A 26,672-nucleotide genomic window follows, 5' to 3' on the forward strand; every position below is an offset into this window, starting at 1 on the left:
AAAAACTTGCTTTCTGTGAAGCGGAAATTGAAGTATATAGAAATGACGCTTAAACTAAGCTAAAAATTAGTCTAAGCGTATAAAATTTTAATCAAAATACTATTTTTGTCTAATATCTCTTTTTTTTGTAACTTTTTGTAGATACATCCAAATAGAAGCAAATAGAGTAAACATTACTATAGGCATGATCCATCCATGAGAGCTAAAGTAAGAAATGGCATTTGTAAAAATTTCTCCCATATAAAAGCTTCCTACGCCAAGAATAACAGCCCATGCAATAGAACTTATTACATTTAAAATGCTAAATTTAACAAATGAGTATTTTGTAAGGCCTATAGCGATAGGAACTAAGGTTTTCACACCATATATAAATTTCTGAATAAAAATTATCCTATCTCCATATTTTTTCATAAGTATGTGCGAAAATGCCATCTTTCGCTTATGATTTTTAAGATAAGGCATTATCATATGCTTGTTATATCTGCTTAAATATATGAGCATTGTATCGCCCAAAGCATTTGCTATGGATGCGACAATAATGCTTGTGGTCAAATCCATCTTGCCGGCATAGCTTAAAATTCCTGCCGCTATTATAGCCACCATTCCTCCGCCAAGAGAGTATAAAAATAAAATTGCATATCCATATGTGGATAGCGATGTAAACATTTCTTGCAAATTTTATCCTTAGAATTTAGAGAAAGAATTTAGTAGTGAAGAGTAGCCGTATGAATTTTTATTAAGTTCATTTGTATCGCTTTTTGATATCACGGCACCGCCAAAGCTAGCTCCAGCGAAAAATCCATCATTACTGGCATAAGCATATATACTGCTTGAAAATTTAAAATCACTAATTTTACCGTAGTTTTGACCTATCTCCCCAAATGCAAATGAAGCATCGGCTTTTAAAGTTATCTTGGCATCTTTAATATCAGAAACAATACTCTCTTTTAGTATAAAAATCACAAGCGAGCTATTTTCATAGCCTATTTGAAGCCCTACACTTCCGCCACCTATACTAACAGGCCAAATTTCACTAGGACTATATGGGCTTCCCACAACCATAATACCATTGCCATGCATGCCCCCCAAAATCAATCCGACTTTAGTAACTTTAGGGAAGATAACCACGGCTTTTGCATTTTGCATTAACGCATTAATAGGTGCTCTATGATTTTTACGCATTGTTAGAGTAAATGAATTAGAAGCGTCAAACACAAGCTCATCATTAGAAAACAATAATGAAATTCCAAAAATCAACATTAAAATTTTTTTCATCATATGACCTACTTCGCGAAATCTACAGCGCGAATCTCTCTAATAACATTTACTTTTATCTCGCCAGGATATTGTACTTTCTCTTCGATCTCTTGAGCTATCTCTTTAGCCACAAGCACCGCTTCATCATCGTTTATCAGCTTAGCATTGGCTATGACGCGTATCTCGCGACCCGCATTTATGGCATAAGCTTGCTTTATACCGTTTTTACTCTTTGCTATCTCCTCTATCTCTTCAACGCGTTTTAAAAAGCTCTCAAGTACTTCGCGTCTAGCGCCAGGACGAGCTGCCGACAGAGTATCGGCCGCACACACAGCAGCACTCTCTACACTTGTAGCCTCTTCGTGCCCATGGTGAGCATATATGGCGTTTATTACGACCGGATGCTCTTTATAGCGTTTGCAAATTTCAGCGCCAAGATCTACGTGACTTCCCTCATATTCATGTGTCAGCGCTTTGCCGATATCGTGAAGTATTCCGGCTCTTTTTGCGAGTTTCTCATCTCCACCTGTTTCAGCGGCGATAATTCCTGCAAGGTGAGCCACCTCAAGACTGTGAGCTAAAGCGTTTTGTCCGTAGCTTGCTCTAAATTTAAGCTTTCCTATAAGTTTAACAATCTCGGGATGCATCTTGCTAAGTCCTAGATCAATTACGATATTTTCACCTTCTTCTAAGATGCTAGCCTCAAATTCCTCGGTAACTTTTTTATGGATATCCTCTATCCTTGCCGGCTGGATTCTGCCATCCTCAACCAAAAGCTCTATGACTCTAGTGGCAATCGCACGGCGATACAAATTAAAACTGCTTAAGATTATCGCATGCGGAGTGTCGTCTATAATGATATCTACGCCCAAAACCATCTCAAGGGTTTTTATATTACGCCCTTCTTTTCCGATGATTCTACCCTTTAGTTCGTCATTTTTAATATTTACTACGTTTATTAAACGCTCGGCTGCAAATTCTCCGGCAAACCTCGATGTAGCCTGCGCAAGGATATAATTAACTCTCTTTTTAGCCTCTCTTTTGGCTTCTTCTTCATGCTTTCTAACTATATGAGCGATATCTGCGCGGCTCTTTTCCTCGACTTTCTTTAGCACCTCTTCCCTGGCCTCAGCCTCAGTAAGTCCTGCTGCATGTTCTAGCACCTTTAGCGCCTCTTGTAGTTTTACCTGATAGTTATTCTTTAGGCTTAAGCCCTCTTCGTATAAATTTTTAGCCTCCAGCTTAGATATATCAAGCTCGCTCTTGCTCTCTTTTAAAATTTCTTGTTCATTTAAAAGAGCCTGCTCTCTTTTGGTAAGTTCGTCAAATTTTTGGACATAATCTTTTTGAAGTTTTACCGTCTTATCGTCATACTTCTTTTTAGCTTCAAATTCAGCCTCTTGGACTGAAATTTTAGAATTTTTAAGCGTAAGCTCAGCTTCGTATTCTATCGCTTTTGCTTTTGCTTTTGCCTGCTCTAAAAATATATTGTAGTTAGCGTCATTTATCTTTTTTGCTACAAGATACCCTGCGCCAGCGCCTACCGCACCAGCCCCCAATCCTACTAAAATCTCTATCATAGATTCCTCTTTTTATATAAATTTTTCTTGGGGTAATATAAAAATCACATTGAACATCGTGATCTTCAGTGATAATTTCATGTATAAAAGTATCTTTAATCTGAACAAATATCACAATAGGTCGGTAAGGCAAATTGCAAAAAAATCTATCATAAAAACCTTTACCGTGTCCTATTCTAGCCATATTTCCGTCAACCCCAACGACAGGAATAATAGCTACGTCTATCCGTTTTTGGAAAAATTTGGCGCCAAGTGGCTCTTTTATGCCAAATTTAGAACACATTAACGGAAGTCTTGATTTTACCATTTTTAAGTTGAGATTTGACATAAATGGAATAAAAATTTCACATTTCTTAACTAAAGTGCGCTTTAAAATATTCAAATTCGGTTCGCTAGGAAGAGGACTAAAGATTAATACTCTTTTTGCATTAAATTTTTCAAGAAGTTTTAAAAGCGGCTTAAACATACCGTAATGCGAGCATCTGGCCCTAAATTTTAGCTCGGTTTTAAGCCTATTTTTAATATGTTTTCTAAAATTTTCTTTTTTCAAAATTTAACACTCATTTTATATACTTAAGATATAATTCAACCCAAATCTAAGACTTTAAGATAGGAATTATATGAAATTTAAACTCTCAATTATAGCACTTTTACTATTTTTTATAAGCGGATGCGAAAACGGTGAGAAAAAAAGCACACCATCATCTACCTCTGCTAAAACTGAAAATAACATAACCATAGTTACCAATACAACAGAAAGCAATAAAAACGATACAAAAGCTAAAGAAGCCAAGCAAGCAGAAACACAAAAAGATACTATAAATAATGATTATATAGAGCTTACGCTTACAAACGAGCAAAAATTACAGCTTCAAAAATTTGAAAAAGGCTTTAAAGTAGAAAACAACGATCAGGCGATTTTGTTTAACTTTTTTGCCACATGGTGTCCTCCTTGCAAGGCGGAAATCCCTCATCTAAACAACCTTCAGGATAAATTTAGAGGCAAACTAAAAATCATAAGCGTCCTTATGGAAGATAAGACAAAAGAGGAAATAGAGGCTTTTATAAATAGATACAAAATCAAATTTGACGTAACATACGGCGAAAATAATTTTAACTTTGCAAAATCTCTTGGCGGAGTTATCGGCATACCTTATATGGTTTTATATAAAGCCGATGGTACATACGCGACTCACTATGTTGGCTTGGTTCCGGAAGAGATGCTAGAAAACGATATATTAAAGGTAATAAACTGATGTTTGGATTTTTAAAAAGAGGTCTTGACAAGACATTAGAAGCCATAAGATCATCTAAGCCAGCCGATAAAAAAATATCAAAAAACGCACTTGAAGAAATTTTACTAGAAGCGGATGTGGATTATGAGATAGTAGAGGAAATTTTATACTATCTGCCACCTCAAGACGAAGTAAAAAAAGATGATTTAAAAAGAATTTTAAACACATATTTTATATATGAAAATGTGGCTCAAATCAAACAAGATAAGCCATTCGTAGAAATTATTCTTGGCGTAAACGGAGCAGGCAAGACAACCACGATAGCAAAGCTTGCAAATTTATATAAAAATTCAAATAAAAGCGTTATTTTGGGTGCCTGTGATACATTTAGAGCTGGAGCCATAGAGCAGCTTAGACAGTGGTCAATTCGCCTAAATGTGCCTATAGTCGCCACACAGCAAGGGCATGATCCATCGGCGGTAGCCTTTGATACGATAAGCTCCGCGATAGCTAAAAACATAGATAATGTCATCCTAGATACCGCCGGACGCTTGCAAAATCAAACAAATTTAGCAAATGAGCTTAGCAAGATCGTAAGAATAAGCCAAAAAGCCTATGAAAATGCACCACACCGCAAAATTTTGATCTTGGACGGAACTCAAGGCAATGCCGGTTTAGCCCAAGCAAAAGCATTTAACGATATAGTTAAGCTTGACGGGGTTATTATTACCAAGCTTGATGGCACCCCAAAAGGAGGTGCTTTATTTGGTGTGGCGAGAGACTTAGAGCTTCCTATTTTATTTATAGGCGTAGGCGAAAAGATGGATGATCTGATAAAATTTGAACCTAAGGAATTTGTAGATACTTTAGTGGATGAAATTTATAGTTAAAATTCGGCGAAAAATGTCGCCGAATTTACTCTTAGTAGCTTCCCTCTCTCTTATGAAACATCAAATATGATATATAACTAAGCGCAAACACTACCAAGCTAGGCACTATCCAACCAAGCATAGAGTCATAAAATGGCATAGTCTTAACAAAAGGAGTCAAAAGAGGTATAGATATATTTATAATATCAAGCCCATTTACAACTCCGATAATTACACATGTGTACACACAAGCTCTATATACTAGCTTGCTTGAGTCTATTATCGGATTTATTAGAGATAAAATTATTAAAATTATCGATACAGGATATATCGCGACAAGCACAGGGATGCTTCCTTTTATAATAGTAGTAAGCCCGAAATTTGCCACCGCAAAGCCGATTAAACACCATAAAATTACCCAAGTTTTATATTTTACCTTGCCTTTACTTAGCTCCTCAAAATACTCGCTAGCAGAAGTTATAAGCCCTAAAGTAGTTGTAAGACAAGCTAGCAAAAATGCGCTTCCTAGTATTACGACACCGATTTTACCGAAATAGTGATCACTTATTTTAGAGAGCAAAGCGGCTCCGTTGATATCCGGAGTATCCTTAAAAAGCTCTCCTGATGTAGCTCCCAAGTAACCAAGCATCAAATATATCACCATTAATATTATTCCCGCCATCATACCGGCTTTTATCGTAGATACAACTAGATGCCTCTCGTTTTTTACGCCTACATCCTTAATGGCATTTATAACTATAATTCCAAAAGCCAAGGACGCAAGAGCATCCATAGTCTGATAGCCCTCGACAAACCCTTTTGATGCCGAGTGATTTACATAATCTCCCATAGGAGCGGTAAATTCGCCTATCGGATATAAAAATCCCGCCCCAAAAAGCAAAAGTATAAGCAGTAAAAGAAGCGGGGTAAGATATCTACCAAGAAGCTTTACAAGAGCCGAAGGATTAAGACAGATATAGTAATTTAAAGCAAAATATACTGCCGAATATACAAATAGCCAAATTTGTAAGCTGTCATCAGGCACAAAAGGCTTGATAGCGATATCAAACGGCATATTTGCAGCCCTTGGTATCGCAAAAAGCGGTCCTATCGTAAGATATAAAAGTGCAGTAAATACAAAGGCAAATACAGGATCTATTCGCCTAACTAAATTTTGCAAGCCCTTAGCTCTAGCTATGCCTGCTACTCCAAGTACTGGAAGCAATACGGCTGTAGCACAAAAGAACATAATAGCCATATAAAAATTATCTCCAGCCTCTTTGCCTAAATTTGGAGGAAAGATAAAATTTCCCGCTCCAAAAAACATAGCAAAGAGTGTTAAAGATATAGTCATAAACTGTTTTTTACTTAAACCAGGTTTCATAAGACACTCCATTAAAACTTTTAATCATGAATTATATTTTTATTAAGTTTAAAAATTATTTATTATATTGATATTTCTTAAAAAATTTTAATTTATGTTTCATTTTGAAATTCAAATAGCTAATTTATTGATATTTAGATCAAATTTATACGCCATTTAAAGCAATAGTAAATTTTATAAATCTTAAGTATAATTTCAAAAAGGATAAAAATGGCGAAAGCAAAAACTATTTTTGAATGTCAAGCGTGTGGCAATCAACAAAGTAAATGGGTAGGCAAGTGCCCGGAATGCGGCTCTTGGGATAGCTTCATGGAGCTTAACCAGACTCAGATAAAAGTACTAAACGAGATCTCAAAAGCTTCAAGCCCGCAAACTCTCGCAAAAGAGATAAAAGATATAAAGATCGAGCAAATTTCACGCATTAGCACTCAGGATAAAGAGCTTGATCTGGTGCTTGGCGGAGGGATTGTGGAGGGTTCACTCGTGCTAATTGGTGGAAGCCCTGGCATAGGCAAATCAACCCTACTTTTAAAAATAGCCTCAAATTTAGCCTCGCAAGACAAAAAAACCCTTTATGTAAGCGGTGAAGAGAGCGCAAGCCAGATCAAAATCAGAGCCGATAGGCTAAATGCAGTGCAAGACGGACTTTTTCTACTCACTGAAATTTTACTTGAAAACATCATGGCTGAAGTTAGAAAAAATGATTATAAAGTACTTGTTATCGACTCCATCCAGACGCTTTATTCTGAAAAGATAGCTTCAGCTCCTGGCTCAGTATCGCAAGTGCGCGAGATAACTTTTGAGCTTATGCGCCTAGCCAAAAACGAAAATATCTGCGTTTTTATCATCGGACACATTACCAAAGACGGCTCTATCGCAGGGCCTAGGATACTTGAACACATGGTGGATGTGGTGCTTTATTTTGAAGGTGATGCAAGCCGCGAACTTAGGATGCTAAGAGGGTTTAAAAATCGCTTCGGCTCGACTAGTGAAGTTGGAATTTTTGAGATGACTCCTCAAGGACTCGTAAGCGCAAATGACGTCTCAAGCAAATTTTTTACACGTGGTAAGGCGGTTAGCGGCTCTGCGATCACTATCATAATGGAAGGCTCGCGCGCTTTAAGCGTTGAAATTCAAGCTTTGGTTTGCGAAAGCAGTTATCCGAAACGAAGCAGTACGGGATACGAGAAAAACCGCCTTGATATGCTGCTGGCGCTTCTTGAACGCAAGCTAGAAATTCCGCTTGGACACTATGATGTGTTTATAAACGTTTCAGGCGGAGTAAAAGTTAGCGAAACGGCGGCTGATTTAGCCGTAATGGCAGCTATCATAAGCAGCTTTAAAAATCGTCCAATCAGTAAAGAGAGTGTATTTATAGGTGAGCTTAGCCTAAATGGTGAGATAAGAGAAGTTTTTAACCTCGATCAGCGCCTTAAAGAAGCCAAAACACAGAAATTTAAAAATGCTATCATCCCTTCAAAACCGCTTGATAGTCAAGGGCTTAAGTGCTTTATTACAAGCGATATCACTCAAGTTTTAGAGTGGATGTGATTATTTTTATAAAGTTTGGATCAGTGGATAAATTCGGCTCGAAGTTTTAATATATATGACTAGCACAAATTACTTGCCTATTAAAATTAAGTAGTAATTTTGCAAAATCGAATCAACTTTGATTTTAGTGACTGATGATGCAGGAATTTGGCTAGATATTTTTATTGACTCTTTACCGTTTAAATTTAATATCAAAGTTTTGGCTCTTTTAAAATATAGTGTTGATTATGATATTTTAGATTCCAAAAAATGCAACTAAACATTGTATAAAAGACGATAATGTCCTAAAGCAACAATCTATGTTAATAGCTTCTTAAATTTGTAGTATATCTTTAGTGTTTTACGGATATAGCGATTCAGATTAGTATTTTTTGTCAAGAAATATCAATGAAGTATTTTAATAGAGGCAAAGTTTTTATTTTATATAGTTTTTGGTAAATCTGCCTACTTATCAAATTTTAATCTGTCGCAAATTTTACTCCTTACTCAAATTTGATATGCTTTCAATTTTGACTGCTCAATTTTTACTCGATTAACCCTACATCGAAAAATGCCTTGTTTAGCGGTAGCAAAGTAAAAAAGAATGAATTTAGCTAGGACTATCGAAGACATGTAAACTTTGTCAAATTTATCGCCACTTCAGTTGATTCGCAAATTTTACACACTAAGACTTCATATTCCTAAAATATTATTAAAAGCATAAAAAAGCTAAATTAAAAACCTCAATCAGACAAAAAAACATCTCTGCTTTTGCACTAGCCGGTCATACGCAAAAGCTCACGCTAGAAGCATGCAATATAGATAAAATCACTGTAAATATATCTCGGAAAGTTCTTAAAATAATCGATAATACGCAACAAAAGTGAATTGGCATTTTGGATGCGATTTTATAAAAATTTAGGCATTAGTGTTAAATTTGGAGATTTTAAATTTATTGTTTTTTGGCTAGGGCTACTACAAATTTATAATTGAAGTTAAATATAAAATATAACAAATTTTTGAGATATTTCAATTTAGCGGTGTTTTAAACTTTAATAAAAATATGCAAATCGCTGAAATTTTGCAAAATTATGCGTAAATTTTAAACCTAAACACGATAAGACACAGACTCAAGCCGAAAAATGGTAAAATAGCAAAGCAACACACTATAAAATCGTATCTAATTTCGTCACAAAAGACGCAATAAGCGATCAAAAAATAGGAATAAAATGTTTGGTTATATTAGATTTATTTTAGCGTATTTAGTGCTACTATCGCACTTGGGTATCGAGCTGGCTGGTAAAAATATCGGTGTCTTTGCTGTTGTTATATTCTACATCCTAGCGGGGCTTGTTACATCAAAGGTCTTTATCAAAATCGCACCACAAAACGCACAAATAAGCTACTTTGTCAAAGATAGATTTTTGCGCATTTATCCCACGTTTTTTTTCGCACTAATACTTACGATGCTATTTTTTTGGATAACGTCTTATTTGCAACCGCATTTTAGTGCAAAAAAAATACTTCTAAATGCACTCATTATGCCTTTAAACTACTTTTTTTGGCTGGATGTCTCCGTTATCGATGCGCCAATAGGGCTAAATTTCCTTATCCCACCAGCTTGGTCACTAGGTGCTGAGCTTCAGGCGTATTGTTTGCTTATGCTGGCAATTAAATTTAGAAAATTCGGGCTTTTTCTAGCGGTAATTTCACTTATAGTATTTATGCTAGCAAATTTAAATTTCATAGACTCAGATATATACGGCTACAGAACAGTATGCGGAGTATTTTTTATATTTTATACTGGATTTTTGATATACATTAAAGATTATAAGAAGCTAGTGGGGTTTTACATAGTTATGGCATTATTTTTATGCTATCTATTTTATAATGGCGAATTTGGGATATTTAGTATAGAGATAATATCAGGATATCTTTTAGGAGTTTTGCTTACACTAACTCATGAGAAATTCAGGATAAAGATCAAATTTAACGAGCTTCTTGGCTCGTTATCATACTCGCTATTTATCTGTCATTTTCTGTTTATATGGTTTAGTAAATACTTTTTTGAAGAGCAAAATTTAGCCCTTATTACGATTAGTTCAGTAACATTTGGACTAATTAATTACTATCTAATAGAAAGCAGAATAAACAAGATAAGGTTTAAACAATCTGACTAAATTTACATTCGATTATTTAGCTCTTAGAAAGTAAATTTGAAAGTAGGCTATTTTCTAGATTATCTATCGTCTTATTGTCTTTTTTCATTAGCGCTTCATAGTACATGATTCTAAATTGCCTTAACTCTTCGTAAGTTTTTTCTTTTAAATTTGCTTCAAATTCTTTAAATTGTTTCTTTAATTCAGCTTTTTCAAAAAAATTATATTTGCCGCTTTTAAGCTCTTTGTTTAACTTTTCATATCTAGTTGAAATTTGTTCGTTCATATCGTCAAACATAATTTTTTGTTTGTAATTTACAGTTGATGTCATAGTGTGAATATTCGGTTCCTCTTGTATATCCAACTTGTATTTTTCAGTTTCGTAGAGATGATTTATAGCTTTAAACTCCTTGTAAAATTTATCAGCTGCGGCTTGTATGCTGATTGGACTTCGTTTGGCAATCGTATCGTTTGAACTTTGTTTAGCCTGTTCTTTATTCCAAAAGATTTTAGCGGCTGGCTTATCGGCGACTTGTTCTGTTTTAACTAGACTTTGTATGGAATTTATAGTATTCAAATAATTTGAGAAAATTTCGTCATATTTTTTTGTATAAGCTTTACCAAGAGCTATCTTTCGAGTGTAGATATCGTCTATTTGCATTTTATCTCCTTAACTTTAAAGAAAAAAGCAAAAATAGTTCCAAAATTATAATTTATCACAGTATAAAATGAATGAAATTTAAAAAGCCCCTTTCTAGAAGAAAGAGGCTTACGTAAAACTATCGTATGTTTTGAGTCCTACGGCTAACTAATTAGCCAAATAAAAGGTCTCACTAAAGAGACCTTTTATAATCCCCGATTATAAGGATTAATTGATAGCAATTATAGTAGCACCAGCAGCAGCGCCAAGAGCTGTAATACCTGTAGTACCGACCAACTCAACTACCGTATCTTGAGCACCGTCTTGGAATACAAATGTGGATTTATCATTTCCAGTAAGATTATTGTTGTCATGATCATATTCGAAGAATACCGCTTTACTTGTATTATTAAATTCAGTAGCAAGTAATTTTAAAGCATCATCCAATGTCTCACTGCTGATAGTTAAAGCAACGCCATTTGCATCTTCAAAAGTTACTTTATTGGCAGCGATTGAAGTATACTTAGCTATTTTTCCATATCCTGAAACAGCTTTATTGGTAACAATTTCGGCACCAGCAAGTGCGGCATGGCCGGATTCAAGATCGAGTATATCATTTGCCGCAGTAAATCCATAAACAACGTCATGAGCATCGGCCACTGAATCCCCGTCGGCGATCTTTATGGTATCGGCAACAGCATCATCTACTATTTTACCATCTTTATCTGCTGCCCAATTTGTAGCAAATTTATCTGCACCGGCTCCACCTGTGAATGTATCGCCTTTGTCAGTTCCTACAGCGGCATCGTTACCATTTCCTCCATTAAATGTAAGAGCAGCAGAAGCGGCATTAAATAGCGATATAACCACGTCATTGCCGTCACCGCCATTTACTGTCGTAGCAACTCCGCTAAGGTTAATCCAAAAGTTATTTGAGGCATCGCCATTTTCTGTAGCAGCAAGGGCATTAATAGTACCCGTGCCAGCATTAAAATTCATAGCAAATGCGCCATCTAAAAGCGTAGCATTACCTTGTAATAGACCGCCAAGCCATTGAGCTTTAAGAGATGAACCCTCGCCCACAACTAAAACTTGGTTAACGTCAGCTCCTTGAGCCATAGCAACAGCAGTTGTTGTCTTAGTAGTAAGATCGCCGACTAAACTACCATCATAATCAATTTGAACGCTAGCCATACCGTTTGTTTTTGTTATAGTGTTGGTTGCATTTATAGCATTGATACTTGTACCAAAGTTATCTTTATATAAATCAACGCCATCGCCAAGATCAACAGTGTCGTTACCATCCTTAGCATAGACATTGTCAAAACCGTTGCCAACAGTAACTACGTTGTCGCCTCTATCCGCCCAAATTGTGTTGTATCCGTCACCGGCCATAATATAGTCTGACTGAGCAGAGCCTGTGATAATATCATTACCTTTGCCGGCTGATATTTTGATAAGCTTGCCTGCTGAACCAAGCGCATTAAAGTTGTTGTTTCCATCGCCAAGTTTTACCTCTGCACCATCTCCAAGTCCTAGAACATGAGCTGTAAAATCTCCGCCAACTTTTGTAGTATCAACAGTAGATATACCTCTATTTGTAGAATCAGCAGTAACTACTCCTATATTTAAGTTTCCTTTAGCAGTCGCTACTATAGTATTTAAATTTTTACCATAGATATTCGCAATAGTTGTAGTTGTAGTCGTAGTTGCAGTTTTAATCTCGTCACTAACGTTGATAGAGAGATTTTTAACACCATGAATATTAAGCTTACCTACCGAATAAGCAGTCGCACCCGTATTAACTGTATCAAGCTGCGAGTTGATATTAACAGCTAGGTCTGCTACAGAGTTATTGTCAAGGGTTACTCCATTGAAAACTTGAGTAGCAGCACTATCCTCATCTACGAGTTGCGCTGCCGCAGTGCTATCATCATTATCAACATCGCCAAAGAAATTAAGCTCTGTTAATTTAGAATTTTTAAATGTGATAATATTCGCATTAATAACTCCAGGGCCAGCAGCCATCTCGGATAGACCATCAACACCAAGGTTATTTGAGTCAGCTAAAACAGGTCCATCTACACCTCTATCAGACATAATTATTACTTTACCAACTTCAGCTTTAGCTATATCAAGATTTACATTATCAGTTGCAGCTACATAAAGCTCCTCAATACCTTTTAAATTTAGCGTATTGTCTTTAGAGAATATAGCTCTAACTTTATCATTACCACCAGCATCAGATACGGAGTCGTTGTTCTCAAAACCATCTACTTGAGCAAAAGTAAGAACATCGTTACCGGAGCCAAGTTTTATATCCTGACCTATTCTTTTACCAAAAGCATCGATTTGATCTTGAACTGTTAGTCTAAGGTCGCTTTTTTGAGCACTTGCATCAATAACTTTAGAAACTATAGTACTTCCCACTGTGTAGTATTGATCTTTTACGCCACCTGTTAATGTCAATGTGCCTGTATGCTCATTTGCTTTAGTTAACCATACCGTATTACTTTCTGTATCGTTATCAGCTATAGAGACGTTCTCTACTCTGCCTGCGTCCACTACTCCGGCAGCATTTTTGCCATCAATATCCAGAGTATATTCGAATGTTGTTTGAGTGTTGTTTGCATTGACTACTTCAATAGCCACAGAATCATCTTTGCCAGAAGCGTCTTTTAGCTCTACATCTAAAGTTATTTCATTGACAGTTCCAAGAACATCTGTAATAGAATGCTCTATCACAAACTTACCATTTTTAAGAAAATCTGCCGATACGTCCACAATATTGATTGTAGAAGCTGTAGTGTCGGCATTTTCATCACGAACAACTATTTTATTTAGCGTAGCATCAAATCTGTCTAAATCTATTACTCCGATACCTGCTTGATCTCTTAATTCTAGAGTTTCGATATTTTTGATAGTTCCAGATACATCTTTAGAAGTTTCGGCATCAAGATCTCCAATAGCTCCGCCTACTACTACAAGTTTATCTGCACCGACACCACCGTCTATAGCAACTCTTGTAGCGACACCGCTTCTGACATAGAACGTATCGCCTAAGCCTCCACCTATTATATTTGTCCATAGAGGTTTGCCCGAATTGCTCGGATCATTTGCGTTTACTGCAATGTTTGTGATATCAAGAGTTAACTTACCCGCAAAACCAGAAGCGTCAAGTTTAGTGAAACCGTTTGTTCCTGTTGTAGATATACCACCTGCGTTGATTTGTAAAAACTCTGGATTAACAGAAGTAGCTATCTCGGTATCCGCTATCTGAAGGCTTCCCGCTCCTCTTATAGTAAGTTCTTGTAGCTGGTGGGCATCAATCGTGCCTATCTCAACGTCTTTGTTAGATACTAGATCTAATAGCTCATAACCCTCAGGTTGCCCAACTGGTGCTGGTGGTGTTCCCCCCATAGCGCCTGTGATTTGAAGAGATTGAGCTAATACGTCTTCAAGGAAAAGTGTAGACTTATCTTCAGTGCCCGCTAAAACGCCTTTTTTATGCTCAATACTTACCGCAACGTTCTCTTTAGCGGAATTTGCTAATCTCATACCATCAAGTTTTTGACCTATAGTTTTTACTGTAACCGTATTTGCAGCTTCTTCGGTAATCTTGGAGATATTAACTTTTTCTACATCGTTTGCATAGCGTAGATCAAGGGTATTGATATTGCCTGTTACTTGCAAGTTAATATTTTGGATATTATTAAGCTCAGGTGTTCTTGTAGTAGGATCACCTTCGTCGGCATTTACGTCGCCAAATGTAACATTAAGAGTATTGTCGGCTCTACTTGCATCACCATTTAAAACATCATCACTCTGAAGAGTAAGCATTCTGTCTGTACCGCCAGGATTAAATGCCATTTCAGCGTTAAATACGTTAGCTGTTAATTTGTCTGTATTTACAGTAAGATCCGCTTTGGCACCTGGATTAACTGGAGTAGACATCCAATTTGTGCCTGTATTACTACTTGTTCCAGCTAGAGTATCTACATAGACTTTACCAGCTTCAATGCTACTTGCATCTGATGTGATAAGTTTTAATGCATTAACAAATGGATCAAGATCCGCTACCGTTAAGCCTGCGCCTTCAACTGTGTTTGCAGTGTAGTCGGATAAAGCCACTTTGTTATTAAAGTAATTTTGAGCAGCGCCTGCGTTAGCAGGATTTACAGCAGCTTTGATAAGCTCAGAAACCACTAGACCGCGTGAGTTGCCGTTATTTAGTGCATCAACCCAGAATTTAATACCTGCAGGATCTTCTACCGATGACTTATTTAGAGTGTTTTTGTAGATATGCTTAATAAAAGCTTCATTACTTGTCATAGCAGACCCAAAATACTCTTGAGCAGCAGCCGTAGCTAGCATTGCATCAGCACCAGCAACTAAGTCTGAAGCAGCACTTTGCCAGTATTTATTTCCAGCACCCTCTGAAACTCTACCAAATAGAGTAACGTAAAGTTGAGAAACCTGTGTTTGTGTTAAAGCCATAAGGACTCCTTATAAAATAAAATTTGGTAGTTGCAAAGCCCACCTCTAGTAGAACCAACCGAGATAAGGTAATCGCAGATGAGCCTACTAGATTTGCTCTCTGTGCTACCTACTATCGATAGTACTTTTACAAATACTTAAGAAGCTATTATAACATAAAAACTTACAAAATAGTTTAATTTTTGATTAAAAGTAGCGTAAATTCAATAGAAAGTATCAAAAATTTATTATATTTTTTTAATTAGTCTGGCACTTATTAATATAACTTTAAGTATAAAGTATTAAAATTGCAGTTTCAATATATTAGATTTGATTTTACAGACCAAAAGGATATATAAGTAATGGGTAGAAAACCTAGGGATATAAGCGGCGGAAGAGTCTTGATAAAGCAAAACGGGGATTTTTGTAAAAACAATTATGAAGCGAATATATACAAAAATAAACTTTTTGAAATAGCCGAGCGTCAAAATGTAGATATTTACGGATATTATATAGGAAAAAGTAATATTATGCTCTATATTCATAGTGAAGATATAGCAAAATTTATGCAGATACTTAATAGTTCATTTACAAGAGAAAGAAATAAGAATAGAGAAAATAAAGATAAAAATGGCAAGATAGACAGATACGTAGTAACATCGGTAGGAGATAATGAAAAAGATGATATAGCTAAATTTATAGAACAAAATGGAGGAATTATATTTGTAAAAAGCAGTAAAAATATAAGTATAGAAAAAAAACATAGCATAAACAATATAAAAAAAAGGAAAAACATGAATATAGTGGCTTTAAACTCAGAGACACATAAAAACTTAAGATATACAGGAGGAAAAATACCGAATACTACGATAGCTAAAATAACTGTTTCGGAGATGAAAAAGTGCGCGGAGAATTTTTGTATAGTATTTACAAATGATGTTGTGCCTACAATGGTAGTGCTTCTAGGTCAAACTGAAAATGTAATAATAGATGATGAATTTAGCGGCTACATACCTGCCAGTTTAAAAAACTATCCTTTTTTATTAGGAAATGCGGACGGAAAAAGAGTTCTATGCGTAGATATGGACTCGGATCACTTATCAGAAAACGATAAGGGAGAGAGACTTTTTGGAGATGATGAGAATAAAAGTGAATTTTTAGATAAAGTCATAGTGGCTCTAAAAAACTATGATTCTGATTTCAAGAGAACTCAGCTAATGATGGAAGAGTTAAAAAAATCAGGAATTTTAATAAACAAAGAACTGAATTTAAAAGTAGCCGATGAAAACTATGTGTTGATAAAGGGATTTTCAGTAGTAAGCAGAAGCAAGCTAAACGAGCTTGATGATAAAACTTTGGCTATGTTTGTAAGAAACGGATATATGGATCTTATAAATATTCACTTAAGTAGTCTTTCGAATTTTCAAACCCTAGCCTCAAGGATACTTGAAAAATGAGCATAGAAAAAAAAGAAAACGAATTAAAAAATATACTTAAAAAATCAAAAAAATGCCTGATATACGCAGGTGTTTTTAGTATGTTTATAAACCTCTTGATGCTCACATCTCCTCTTTATATGCTTCAACTATACGGAAGAGTAGTAACATCAAGGAGCCTTGATACTCTCACTATGCTTACTCTCATAGTAGTATTTTTATTTGTAATGATGGGTTTATTTGAGATACTAAGATCTAGAATACTTGTAGTATTTGCAAATCAAATAGACCAAAATTTATCTGGCAGAGTATATGATGCAATATTTAAATTAGCGTCCAAAAACCCATCTAAAACCACATCTCAAGCGATGAGCGATATAAATACGATAAAGCAATATCTAAGTGGCAACGGAGTTTTTGCATTCTTAGATGCACCTTGGATGCCGATATATATCGCAATACTTTTTATGTTTCATCCTATGTATGGATGGTTTAGCGTATTTGCCGCTATTTGTCTTTTTATACTCGCGCTTTTAAATGAAAAAGCCACTAAAGACGGTCTTAAAAACTCAAATGATAGCTATAGAAAAGAGATGAGACTTGTAGATCTTAACTTAAGAAATTCAGAAACCATACAAGCCATGGGAATGAATGGAAATCTAAAAAAAATATGGGAAAGCAAACATAACGAATTTCTAAGCTCTCATTCAGATGCAAGCTCTATGGCTGGAATTTACTCTAATATAAGCAAGACAGCCCGTATTACGTTCCAATCCTTAATGCTCGGTCTGGGCGCTTATCTGGTTGTTAAAATGGAACTAACTCCCGGAATGATGATAGCGGGTTCAATCATCATGGGTAGAGCCTTGGCTCCACTTGATATACTTATAGCAAGCTGGAGAAACTACAAAGGAGCTAAAGAGAGTTATGAAAGACTTGATAGATTTTTATCAGAATTTCCAGAGGAAGACACTAGAACCAAGCTTCCCGATCCTATCGGAAAAATAGAGTGTCAAAGCATATCTGTATTACCTCCAAATTCTAAAAATTTATCACTAATGGACGTAACTTTCGGATTAAATGCCGGAGATATGTGTGCAATCATAGGTCCAAGCGCAGCCGGCAAAAGCTCTTTAGCAAGGGCTGTTTTAGGAGTATGGCCCTTATTTAAGGGAATAGTTAGGATAGATGGAGCCGACATAAATCACTACGATAGCGATCATCTGGGGCGGTTTGTGGGATACCTGCCACAAGATATAGAGCTTTTTGAAGGAACGGTGGCAGAAAATATATCAAGATTTGGAGAGCTTGACTCAGAAGAGATAGTAAAAGCGGCTAAACTAGCAAATGTTCACGAAATGATACTAAATTTACCTGAGGGATATGACACCAAGCTTGGAGCGGGAGGGTCTAGTTTAAGCGGTGGGCAAAGACAAAGGATCGCACTAGCAAGGGCATTTTACAAATCCCCTAAGATAATAGTTCTCGATGAACCAAACGCGAGTCTTGACGAGGCAGGAGAAAGAGCGTTACAGCAAGCTCTTTTAAATATTAAAGGTCAAGCCACGATAATACTTATAACACACAAGTTAAATATACTTGGTATAGTTGATAAGATAGCCGTTTTAGCCAATGGAAGACTAGCGTATTTTGGCGCAAGAGATGCCGTCTTAGCCGAACTTACTAAAACTCAAGCCAAGGTTGCAGGGCAGCAAGCAGCACAAAAAGCCATAGAGGAGAACGAATGATACTATCTAACGAAAAAGGAACTATTAGATTCGGGCTTTTTGCAATATTTTTATTAGTCGGAGTTTTTGGCGGATGGGCGGCAATAGCTCCTCTTAAAAATGCTGCCGTCGCCGTAGGAAAAGTAAGCGTAGTAAATGACAAAAAGGTTGTTCAACACTTAGAGGGCGGAGTAATAGATAAAATTTTAGTTAAAGATGGAGACAAGGTAAAAGCGGGCGATATAGTGCTGGAGATAAAAAACGCAAGACTTCAGGCAGAACTCGAGATGGCTCAGAGCGAATTTTTACAAAATAGCGTTATAGAGGCTAGACTTTTAGCTCAAAGAGACGATCTTGAACAAATAAATTTCAAAGACGAACTAAGAAATATCAAGGGTTTCGAAGAGGCTGCAAATGGTCAAATAAGCATATTTAAAGAACAAAAAAAATTACTTAATGACGAAAAAGAGATCCTAAATCAGAGAATCACCCAGCTTCAAAAGCAAATAGAAAGTCTAAAAGCTATAATAGAGTCAAGAAAACAAAAATCAGCATCACTGGATGAAGAGATAAAAGAGTGGGATAGGTTATACAAAGAACAGCTTAGCGACAAAATAAGACTTAGAGACTCTCAGCGCGAAAAGATAGCGGTAGATGGCGAAATAGCATCAAGCGTAGCCGATATAGCTAGACTTGAAGTACAAATAACAGAGACAAAATCTCAAATTATTTTAAGAGAAAGAACCTTCAAGGAAGAAGTACTAAAAAGGCTTGAAGACACAAAAAGAATGATAAATGACACAAAGTCAAAATACATAGCATTAAACGATCAACTTGATAGAACTATGGTAAAAGCACCAGTGGATGGAACTATAGTGGGAATGATAGCTCATACTGTAGGCGGTGTAATAAGACCGGGCGAGGTTATAATGAGCATAGTGCCTAATAGTAGTGAATATGTAGTAGATGCTAAGATGAATTTAACCGATGTGGATAAGGTTCATATAGGCTTGATTGCGGATGTGAGATTTAGTGCGTTTGAACTACAGCAAGCTCACGTAGTAGAGGGCAAAGTAACTTATGTCTCGGCAGATAGCCTGCAAGATAATAACGGACATCAATTTTATGAGATAAAAATAGAGCTTACGGAAGACGGCATAAAAGAACTTGAGAGAAATAAATTCTTTTTACTACCGGGAATGCCAGCTGAAGTCATGGTAAGAACAGGAGATAGAACCGTGCTAAGCTATATTTTAAATCCTTTTACAAATATGTTTGAAAGGGCTTTTAATGAAGATTAAAAATTTCATTTTACTATTTGGGTTACCTTTATTTGTTTTGGCCAAAGGCATAAATCTATCCGAGGCTTACGAGATGGCTTTGCAAAACGACGATGAGCACAAATACTATATGTATAATAGTCTTGCGAGCGTAGAGAGATACAGTCAATCAAAATCACAACTATTCCCTACTATCACAGGAAATATCAGTTATCGCGGAGATAAATATGATAGACGCAACAAAAGAGTTAATGAGAGTATTAGAAGCTATGGCGTAACACTGAGACAGCAAATTTTCCAACCTTCTTTATACTATCAAAAGGCTCAAGAAGAGCTTAGAAAAGAGCAGAGCAGACTTGATTTAGAACTAAACAAACAAGAGCTCGCAAAAAAAGTAGCCAAAGCATATTTTGAGCTTGTATACGCAAGCGAAAATTTAAAATTGGCTCAAAGTTATAATAATGCAAACAAGGCTAGATACGACCAGATGAACAAATCTTTATCTTTAGGTCTTACAAACAAGATGGATATGCTGGAGTCAAAAGTCAGATATGATGAGTCTATAATGGGCGTAAGCAAGGCAAATAGAGAAATAGAGATAGCTAAAATTTCACTTTTTAGACTCGTTGGTCAAGATATAGAAGTAAAAAATTATTTTGAAAATTTAAATATAAATTTCTTTAAGGCTATCGATCTAAGAAAATATAACGATACAGATCTAAATATCCACTATAAGCAAAGTGAGCTTATGACAAAAATAGCAGAGAAAGAACACTCCAAAAGAAAGAGCGAACACTTACCTACGATTGATTTTTCTGTAAGTTATTCTAAAGATAACTATACGGATGATAGAGCTTTTACCGATAAAGATCGTAGAGTTGAGACTATGATAAGGCTTAATCTACCTATATTCACAAGTTGGCACACAAGCTTTAGAATAGAAGAGGGAATGCTGCTTAGACAAGCAAGTGCCGCAAGACAAAACGATGTTAAAAAAAGTATAGGCATATCTCAAAAACAGTCAATAGTGGATTTACAAAACTATGTACAAGAGTATGAAATCATAGTTCAGTCTCTGGAGAATGCAAAAATATACGAACTTTCAATCGAACGTGGATATAAAGAAGGATTAAGAAGCATAGTCGATCTTCTTGATGCAAAAACCAGAGTTCACAAAATAAGAAATGATGTGATAACTACAGCTTACAAAGTGGTATTGTCATACTTAGAGCTAGAAAGCTTGATTAACAATATCAACCAAGAGAGTATGAACTATCTAGAAAAAGCTTTTATTGAGTAGCGAGTCTTAAAAATAGATCGGAATGCTCTTTAGCGGATTTTGTCCAAGAGAAATTCTTACAGTAACAAAGTCCGCTTTTTGATAGCTTCTCTCTTAAGTCAATATCTGACAATAGGCTAAAAAGTTTCTCTTTTAAATCGTTTTCATTTATAGCATCAAAAAATATTACATTGTCTTTATAAATCTCTCTAAAAACCTCAATATCTGATAAAATTACAGGACATCCACAAGCCATCGCTTCAAGCGGAGGGATACCAAAACCCTCGTAAATGGAAGGATATACAAAAACAGTTGCAGAGCTATAAAGTGTAGCCAGATTTTTATCACTTATATAGCCTAAGAATTTGATATTTTTATTTTGCTTTATTAAAGAATGAATATCCGAATTCTCCCAACCTTTTGCGCCTACTATCACCAAATCAAACTTGTCTTGTAAATTTTCATCCAAAAGATTATAGGCCTTGATAAGCGTTTTTAAATTCTTTCTGGGTTCGATAGAGCCTACAAATAAAATAAACTCTTTTTTTAGATTTAACTCATTCATCAAACTTGCTTTAAAGGCTTCATCTCTTTTATAAAATACTTTTTCATCATATCCATTATAGATCACTTCTATATCTTCGCTCTTAATTTTAAGAGCATCAATTATCTCTTGTTTAATAAAATTTGAGACAGTGATAACTTTATTGGCTTTTACGATATTTTGTATAAATAGCTTATTAAAAAATTCAATTCGATCTTTTGGGTGAAACTCTTTATATTTAATAAAAGCAAGATCGTGAATTGTTACTATTACAAAATTTGCATTAACATCAATAGGTATAAAATTTGGCTGAAAATAGATATCAAATTTATACTTTCTTAATTTATATTCATTTATCTTTTTTAAAATAAGCCTCGCTCTAGTCTTAAGACAAACAGGAAAAAAAGTAAAAATCTTCTTTAAAAAGTCTATAGTTTTTTTTCTAAATAGATCTTTTGCGGTTAGCTTATTTTGCTTCTTTGGCAAAATTATTTCTTGTGAGATAAATCCATAGTTAAAATATGGATCAAATTTACATTTGTCAAGGGCTTGTAATATCTCATAAGTATATCTTCCAATTCCGGTTAGAGAAGAAAGTAGAGGTTTTGCATCAACTAAAATTTTAGTTTTCATACATCCACTTTAAAATTTCTTTTATATCGCTTCTACAAAGATCTATCTTAAGTTCTTTTAATCTTGAGATATCGGCTAATAAAATTTCAGGCTCATCATTTCTAATAAATTTTGAAGTTTGTAAAATTTCAATATCATGTCCTGAAATTTTTTTCATAAGTTCTACAATATCACCAACGCTATATCCAAAGCCCGAGCCTATATTAAAAATTTTATGCTTGCTTTTTGCATGAAGCAGTTTTTCATAAATTTTAACCACATCCAAAACGCTATTATACTCACGCTTGGGAGTTAAATTTCCTAGTTCGATAGCATCTCTTTTTTCTTTAAAATGAGATGCTATCTTTGGTATTAAAAAGCTTATAGCTTGCCCTGCTCCCGTATAGTTAAATGGACGGGTGATAATGATATCAAGGCTACTTTTTAGAGCCGTTTGCTCCATTTTAAATTTACTCTTTGCATAAGAAGAGATTGGATTTGGCTCTAAATTTTCGGCTAAAATTTCACTATTTTGCGCCCCATAAACAGAAGCAGAACTTGCTAAGATCACTCTTTTTGGTTTTTTTTCAAGCATCTCTAAACACTCAAGCAAATTCTCGCTTCCGCCAACATTCACTTTATCTATAAGGTCAGGATCACTTGGAGCAAAGGATATTGCAGCAAGATGTATAACAAATTCAGGATTTATATGATTAAGAGCTATCTTTATGCTCTCTTTATTACATATATCACAATACACAAAACCTTCTTTTTGTTTTTTTATCGAGGCTTTAATGACTTCATATCCTGATTTTTCCAGATAGTGTGATAAATAAAAACCTGTAAAACCATCGGCTCCCGTAATAAAAACTTTAGAACTCAAAACCACTCTCGATCTTTTTAATATCCGCTTTTACCATCATTTTGCAAAGCTCTTCAAGTGAAGTTTGCGCCTCCCATCCAAGCTCATTTTTAGCCTTTGTTGCATCGCCTATTAGAAGATCAACTTCAGCAGGTCTATAAAATTCAGGGCTTACTCTTACCAGCACGTTGCCACTCTTGTCAAGCCCAACTTCACTCTCGCCCTCGCCTTCAAATTTAAGCTCTATGTCAAGCGCTTTAAATGCAAGCGATACAAAGTCCCTTACAGTAGTAGTCTTGCCTGTTGCAAGCACAAAAGTATCAGGCGTATGATGCTGTAAAATTTTATACATTCCTTGAACATATTCATAAGCATATCCCCAGTCGCGCTTGGCATCAAGATTTCCAAGCTCTAATACATTAGCCTTTTTTAACGCTATTTTAGCGGCAGTGTTTGTAATCTTTCTTGTTACAAATTCAAGTCCTCTAAGAGGGCTTTCGTGGTTAAATAAAATTCCACTGCTTCCAAATATACCGTAGCTTTCCCTATAATTTACCGTTATAAAATGTCCGTAAAGTTTGGCAACCCCATAAGGAGAACGCGGATAAAACGGAGTACTCTCTCTTTGCGGAACCTCTTGAACCAAACCAAACATCTCAGATGTGCTTGCTTGGTAAAATTTAATATCTTTATCTACTATTCTTATGGCTTCAAGCAAATTTAATACTCCAAGAGCGGTTACATTTGCCGTATGAAAAGGCTCTTTAAAGCTTACTCCTACAAAGCTTTGAGCGGCCAAATTGTAAATTTCATGAGGACGAATTTCTGAAACTACGCTTATAATATTAAACGCATCAGTTAGATCCATCTCAACAATTTTTAAATTTTTATTTTCAAGCACACCAAGCTCTTCAAGTCTCCATAAATTCAGACTTGCCGTTCTTCTACATGTGCCGTATACCAAGTATCCGAGTTCTAATAAGTATTTTGCAAGATATGCACCATCTTGTCCTGTAACTCCTGTTATTAAGGCTTTTTTCATTAAAAATCTCCTGTTAAAATTTTATACGCTTGTATTGAGCTCTCTTGCCACGAAACAAGCTCAATCTTATCTGATTTGATATGTTTTGACTCCTTAAAGTCATCCAGCCATTTAGCTATCACAGCAGGCAGCTGCTCGTCACTGGCAAAAAATGTAGCAGAGTCATTTGAAACCTCTTTAAAGACTTCAAGCTCTCTTGCTATAATCGGAATTTTATGAATAGCCGCTTCAACAAGTGGCAAGCCAAAACCCTCTGCTCTGCTCGCAGCTATTAAGCAGCTTGAGCTTTTATAAATTTCTTCAAGCATCTCATCACTTACAAAATTTAGATAAATCAATCTCTTATCTTTTTCATCATGCTTTCCTATAACTTCGCATAGCTCATCTACCATCCAACCGACTTTCCCGACAATTACTAAATTAATATCATACCCTCTTTGCCAAAGCACATCAAAAGCAGCTATGGTAGCATCATGACCCTTTCTTGGTTCAAGCGTACCCACCATCAAAAATGTAGGCTTTGATAATATCTTGTTTAGAATTTCTTTTGATTTATTATCAAGTCCCAAGACAGGCAAAGATGATTTGATATCACATCCAAGCTTCATACTTTTAATAATAGAAGGCATTCTTAAACTATTATCTAATATATATTTTTTTACATCTTTGACTACAGAATCAGAAATACAAACAAGACCATCTGCTGAATCTATCACAGACTTTGCCCATCGATCATGATTTCTGGGAGAAACAGGCGGAACAAATTGAGGGTAAAGAATCGGTATAATGTCATAAATCACAAAAAATACCTTTACGCCTTTTGCTCGCATTTTTCTATAAATATCTTTTTTATAGGCATTTACAACTCCGATCGGCATATAATCAAGCCCATAAAAAATATCTCCATGATGCATATCAGGAATTTCATTTGCTCTGGACCACTCATGCATACTGTAAAAACCTCTCATAAAATCCCTGGCACAAAAATAAGTTGAGCGAGTATCGTCATAATAAACAGGCTCTACCTTGTAATCGAATTTGACAATGTTTAGTAACATTAAAAGCTGTGCGCGAACTACTCTTTGAATGCCTGTTTTAATATCATTGACATAAATTTCCGTAATATCTACAAAAATAGTATTTTGTCTATGAAGCGGCAATTTGATAGATGATATGGCCTTGGAAAGCATAGTTAAATCACTATTTGAATTTTTAAAATCACTAATAATATTTTTCAAAAGAGGCTTTTTGGAATAAGACTTTTCTATAAAATTACTATACTTTTCAGCACAAATTTCGGGATTATGAAATTTATCAAGATATTTTTTTGCATTCCCGGAAAGTGTATCTCTTAAATTTTTATCTATATAAATTTTATCTATTGCATTTGAAATATTATAAGGAGTAAATTCATCTTCTATAAAATATACACTTTCTTCAGGCAAGTCTCTCATAGATCCATGCTTGTTGACGATCGCAGGCAAAGAATAGTTAAAGCAGTCTAAAACAGCAGCAGAGCTCTCCCCTCTTGAATCTTTTCTAAGTTGGATGGCAATATCGCAAACATTTAGATACTTTTTATATAAGATATCATCCAACCAGCCTGTAATTATAATTTTATCATGGAGCCCGTGCTCCTTTATATAATCTTTGATCAAATCCATGTACTCATCATTTGTAGATGCTCCAGCCAGTACGAGAACTGCTCTATCTTCAGCCAGTAAAGTTGTCTTTTTGAATCCTTTTACAACTTCAAATGTCAGCTTGGTAGTTCCGATATATCCAAATGTGCAAATGATAAATTTGTCTTTAGGCAAATTTAACTCTTTTTTGCAAACGTCTTTAGGTAAAATTTCGGCTGCTTGTCTAAGAAGCGGGATATTTTCAAAAATATTATTATCCGTTCCGTAAAGTAGATCAAATATTCTTTTTGGTTCATTTGAATGAACTATAACTCCAAGAGAGTGATTTATAAGCGAACGATTTACCGGATATTTAAGTACGGTTTGACCCATGCCATATTTCTTAAAAAATGAAAAAGCGGCATATCCGTGAGAATCATAAAGCTCATCAAAAAAAATTGAAAGATAATGAGTATCACCAGTATACACAAGTTGAGACATGTAAAAGTCATGAAAAACAACAACGCCTTCGAATTTTTTCAAAATTTCATACATATACAAGTGATAATGCGAGCCGCCCATTTGATAGACAATCCTATCAAATAAATTTGAATTTGTAAGAAAATAGTTCACATCGCGAACATTGTAAAGTTTTTTTATATCATCATTTACATTGTCTAATTTTTCCACTATAACAGTTATATCATAATACTTGCAAAGCTCTTTTAAAAGCTCAACGCTATAAAGGCTAACACCTGTTTTTTCATCCGGTAAAGGAGAGAAAAATGCCAATTTTAAATCTTTGCCAGTTGTTATAAAAGATCTATTACGTATATTTTCGTCCGATTTTATCCTAAGACCGAACTCTTCAAATTCTTTATATGAAATAATTGAACTTGAATTCGTGTTTTTTAAAAAATAATGCTTAAGTTTTGCTATCTCGTCTTCATTGCTAATATATAGAGTTGGTTCAAAAATATAAAATTTAAAATCACCAAGAGATTTTCTAAGTCCGAATGTATCTATGTTTTTATTTGCGCATATCAAAAATTCTATTTCATCTTTTTTGAAATCTTTCAATTTAACAAGATTAATGCTATCTTTAAATCCTAAGTCAATTAAAACACAACTCATATTG

At 35.2% G+C, this 26,672-nt stretch carries 19 protein-coding genes; 8 read left to right on the forward strand and 11 right to left on the reverse strand.

Annotated elements, in window-relative coordinates:
- Positions 1–99 precede the first annotated feature (99 nt).
- Genes CDOM16190_RS00005 through CDOM16190_RS00020 form a run of 4 tightly spaced genes read right to left on the reverse strand, consistent with a single transcriptional unit; the run spans position 100 to position 3,387 of the window.
- A complete protein-coding gene (locus CDOM16190_RS00005) occupies positions 100–675 on the reverse strand; it encodes a DedA family protein (protein WP_170018341.1) in 576 nt (191 codons plus the stop codon).
- A gap of 9 nt (positions 676–684) precedes the next feature.
- A complete protein-coding gene (locus CDOM16190_RS00010; protein WP_170018342.1) occupies positions 685–1,275 on the reverse strand; it encodes a lipid-binding SYLF domain-containing protein in 591 nt (196 codons plus the stop codon).
- Positions 1,276–1,283: 8 nt separating this feature from the next.
- Positions 1,284–2,837, reverse strand: a complete 1,554-nt coding sequence (gene rny, locus CDOM16190_RS00015; RefSeq protein WP_169975093.1) for a ribonuclease Y — start codon at positions 2,835–2,837, stop codon at positions 1,284–1,286.
- Entirely contained in the window at positions 2,758–3,387 is a 630-nt protein-coding gene (locus CDOM16190_RS00020) for a 5-formyltetrahydrofolate cyclo-ligase (protein ID WP_211437369.1), read from the reverse strand. Before CDOM16190_RS00020 ends, rny begins: the two co-directional genes overlap by 80 nt.
- A 70-nt stretch (positions 3,388–3,457) precedes the next feature.
- Here CDOM16190_RS00020 and CDOM16190_RS00025 point away from each other — a divergent pair, with 70 nt between their 5' ends.
- Together CDOM16190_RS00025 and ftsY are read left to right on the forward strand one after the other, a co-directional pair.
- A complete protein-coding gene (locus tag CDOM16190_RS00025) occupies positions 3,458–4,093 on the forward strand; it encodes a TlpA family protein disulfide reductase (RefSeq protein ID WP_170018343.1) in 636 nt (211 codons plus the stop codon).
- Entirely contained in the window at positions 4,093–4,962 is an 870-nt protein-coding gene (gene ftsY, locus CDOM16190_RS00030) for a signal recognition particle-docking protein FtsY (protein ID WP_170018344.1), read from the forward strand. Before CDOM16190_RS00025 ends, ftsY begins: the two co-directional genes overlap by 1 nt.
- Before the next feature lie 31 nt (positions 4,963–4,993).
- Here ftsY and brnQ read toward each other — a convergent pair whose 3' ends face one another.
- Positions 4,994–6,325: a branched-chain amino acid transport system II carrier protein gene (gene brnQ / locus CDOM16190_RS00035; RefSeq protein ID WP_170018345.1), complete on the reverse strand. Its 1,332-nt coding sequence runs from the start codon at positions 6,323–6,325 to the stop codon at positions 4,994–4,996.
- A gap of 210 nt (positions 6,326–6,535) precedes the next feature.
- On the opposite strand from brnQ, the gene radA reads away from it, so the two are divergent.
- The gene (gene radA, locus CDOM16190_RS00040; RefSeq protein ID WP_170018346.1) at positions 6,536–7,876 is read left to right on the forward strand and encodes a DNA repair protein RadA; all 1,341 of its coding nucleotides are present in this window, start codon (positions 6,536–6,538) and stop codon (positions 7,874–7,876) included.
- Positions 7,877–9,084: 1,208 nt separating this feature from the next.
- Positions 9,085–10,035, forward strand: a complete 951-nt coding sequence (locus CDOM16190_RS00045) for an acyltransferase family protein (RefSeq protein ID WP_170018347.1) — start codon at positions 9,085–9,087, stop codon at positions 10,033–10,035.
- A gap of 16 nt (positions 10,036–10,051) precedes the next feature.
- Here CDOM16190_RS00045 and CDOM16190_RS00050 read toward each other — a convergent pair whose 3' ends face one another.
- Positions 10,052–10,675, reverse strand: a complete 624-nt coding sequence (locus CDOM16190_RS00050; protein WP_170018348.1) for a hypothetical protein — start codon at positions 10,673–10,675, stop codon at positions 10,052–10,054.
- A gap of 207 nt (positions 10,676–10,882) precedes the next feature.
- The gene (locus CDOM16190_RS00055; RefSeq protein ID WP_170018349.1) at positions 10,883–15,151 is read right to left on the reverse strand and encodes a DUF4214 domain-containing protein; all 4,269 of its coding nucleotides are present in this window, start codon (positions 15,149–15,151) and stop codon (positions 10,883–10,885) included.
- A gap of 341 nt (positions 15,152–15,492) precedes the next feature.
- Between CDOM16190_RS00055 and CDOM16190_RS00060 the strand changes: the two genes are divergently transcribed.
- From CDOM16190_RS00060 to CDOM16190_RS00075, 4 genes are read left to right on the forward strand one after another with little or no spacing between them, the layout of a single operon-like run.
- Positions 15,493–16,587 carry a SapC family protein gene (locus tag CDOM16190_RS00060; RefSeq protein WP_170018350.1) on the forward strand — a complete coding sequence of 365 codons (1,095 nt, stop codon included), beginning with the start codon at positions 15,493–15,495 and terminating at the stop codon, positions 16,585–16,587.
- Positions 16,584–18,314: a type I secretion system permease/ATPase gene (locus CDOM16190_RS00065; protein WP_170018351.1), complete on the forward strand. Its 1,731-nt coding sequence runs from the start codon at positions 16,584–16,586 to the stop codon at positions 18,312–18,314. Before CDOM16190_RS00060 ends, CDOM16190_RS00065 begins: the two co-directional genes overlap by 4 nt.
- A complete protein-coding gene (locus CDOM16190_RS00070) occupies positions 18,311–19,594 on the forward strand; it encodes an HlyD family type I secretion periplasmic adaptor subunit (protein ID WP_169975072.1) in 1,284 nt (427 codons plus the stop codon). Before CDOM16190_RS00065 ends, CDOM16190_RS00070 begins: the two co-directional genes overlap by 4 nt.
- Entirely contained in the window at positions 19,584–20,873 is a 1,290-nt protein-coding gene (locus CDOM16190_RS00075) for a TolC family protein (RefSeq protein ID WP_170018352.1), read from the forward strand. Before CDOM16190_RS00070 ends, CDOM16190_RS00075 begins: the two co-directional genes overlap by 11 nt.
- Here the strand turns inward: CDOM16190_RS00075 and CDOM16190_RS00080 are convergent.
- Genes CDOM16190_RS00080 through CDOM16190_RS00095 form a run of 4 tightly spaced genes read right to left on the reverse strand, consistent with a single transcriptional unit; the run spans position 20,863 to position 26,668 of the window.
- The gene (locus CDOM16190_RS00080) at positions 20,863–22,029 is read right to left on the reverse strand and encodes a glycosyltransferase family 4 protein (protein WP_170018353.1); all 1,167 of its coding nucleotides are present in this window, start codon (positions 22,027–22,029) and stop codon (positions 20,863–20,865) included. The two genes, CDOM16190_RS00075 and CDOM16190_RS00080, sit on opposite strands and share 11 nt — an antisense overlap.
- Entirely contained in the window at positions 22,019–22,891 is an 873-nt protein-coding gene (locus CDOM16190_RS00085; protein WP_170018354.1) for an NAD-dependent epimerase/dehydratase family protein, read from the reverse strand. Before CDOM16190_RS00085 ends, CDOM16190_RS00080 begins: the two co-directional genes overlap by 11 nt.
- Positions 22,881–23,912, reverse strand: a complete 1,032-nt coding sequence (gmd, locus tag CDOM16190_RS00090; protein WP_170018355.1) for a GDP-mannose 4,6-dehydratase — start codon at positions 23,910–23,912, stop codon at positions 22,881–22,883. Before gmd ends, CDOM16190_RS00085 begins: the two co-directional genes overlap by 11 nt.
- Positions 23,912–26,668 (reverse strand): glycosyltransferase, encoded by a 2,757-nt coding sequence (locus tag CDOM16190_RS00095; protein ID WP_170018356.1) that lies wholly within the window; start codon positions 26,666–26,668, stop codon positions 23,912–23,914. The genes gmd and CDOM16190_RS00095 overlap by 1 nt, the downstream gene beginning before the upstream one ends.
- Positions 26,669–26,672 lie beyond the last annotated feature (4 nt).

The sequence above is a fragment of the Campylobacter sp. RM16190 genome (assembly GCF_012978835.1).
In the GTDB taxonomy this organism is placed as follows: Bacteria; Campylobacterota; Campylobacteria; order Campylobacterales; family Campylobacteraceae; genus Campylobacter_A.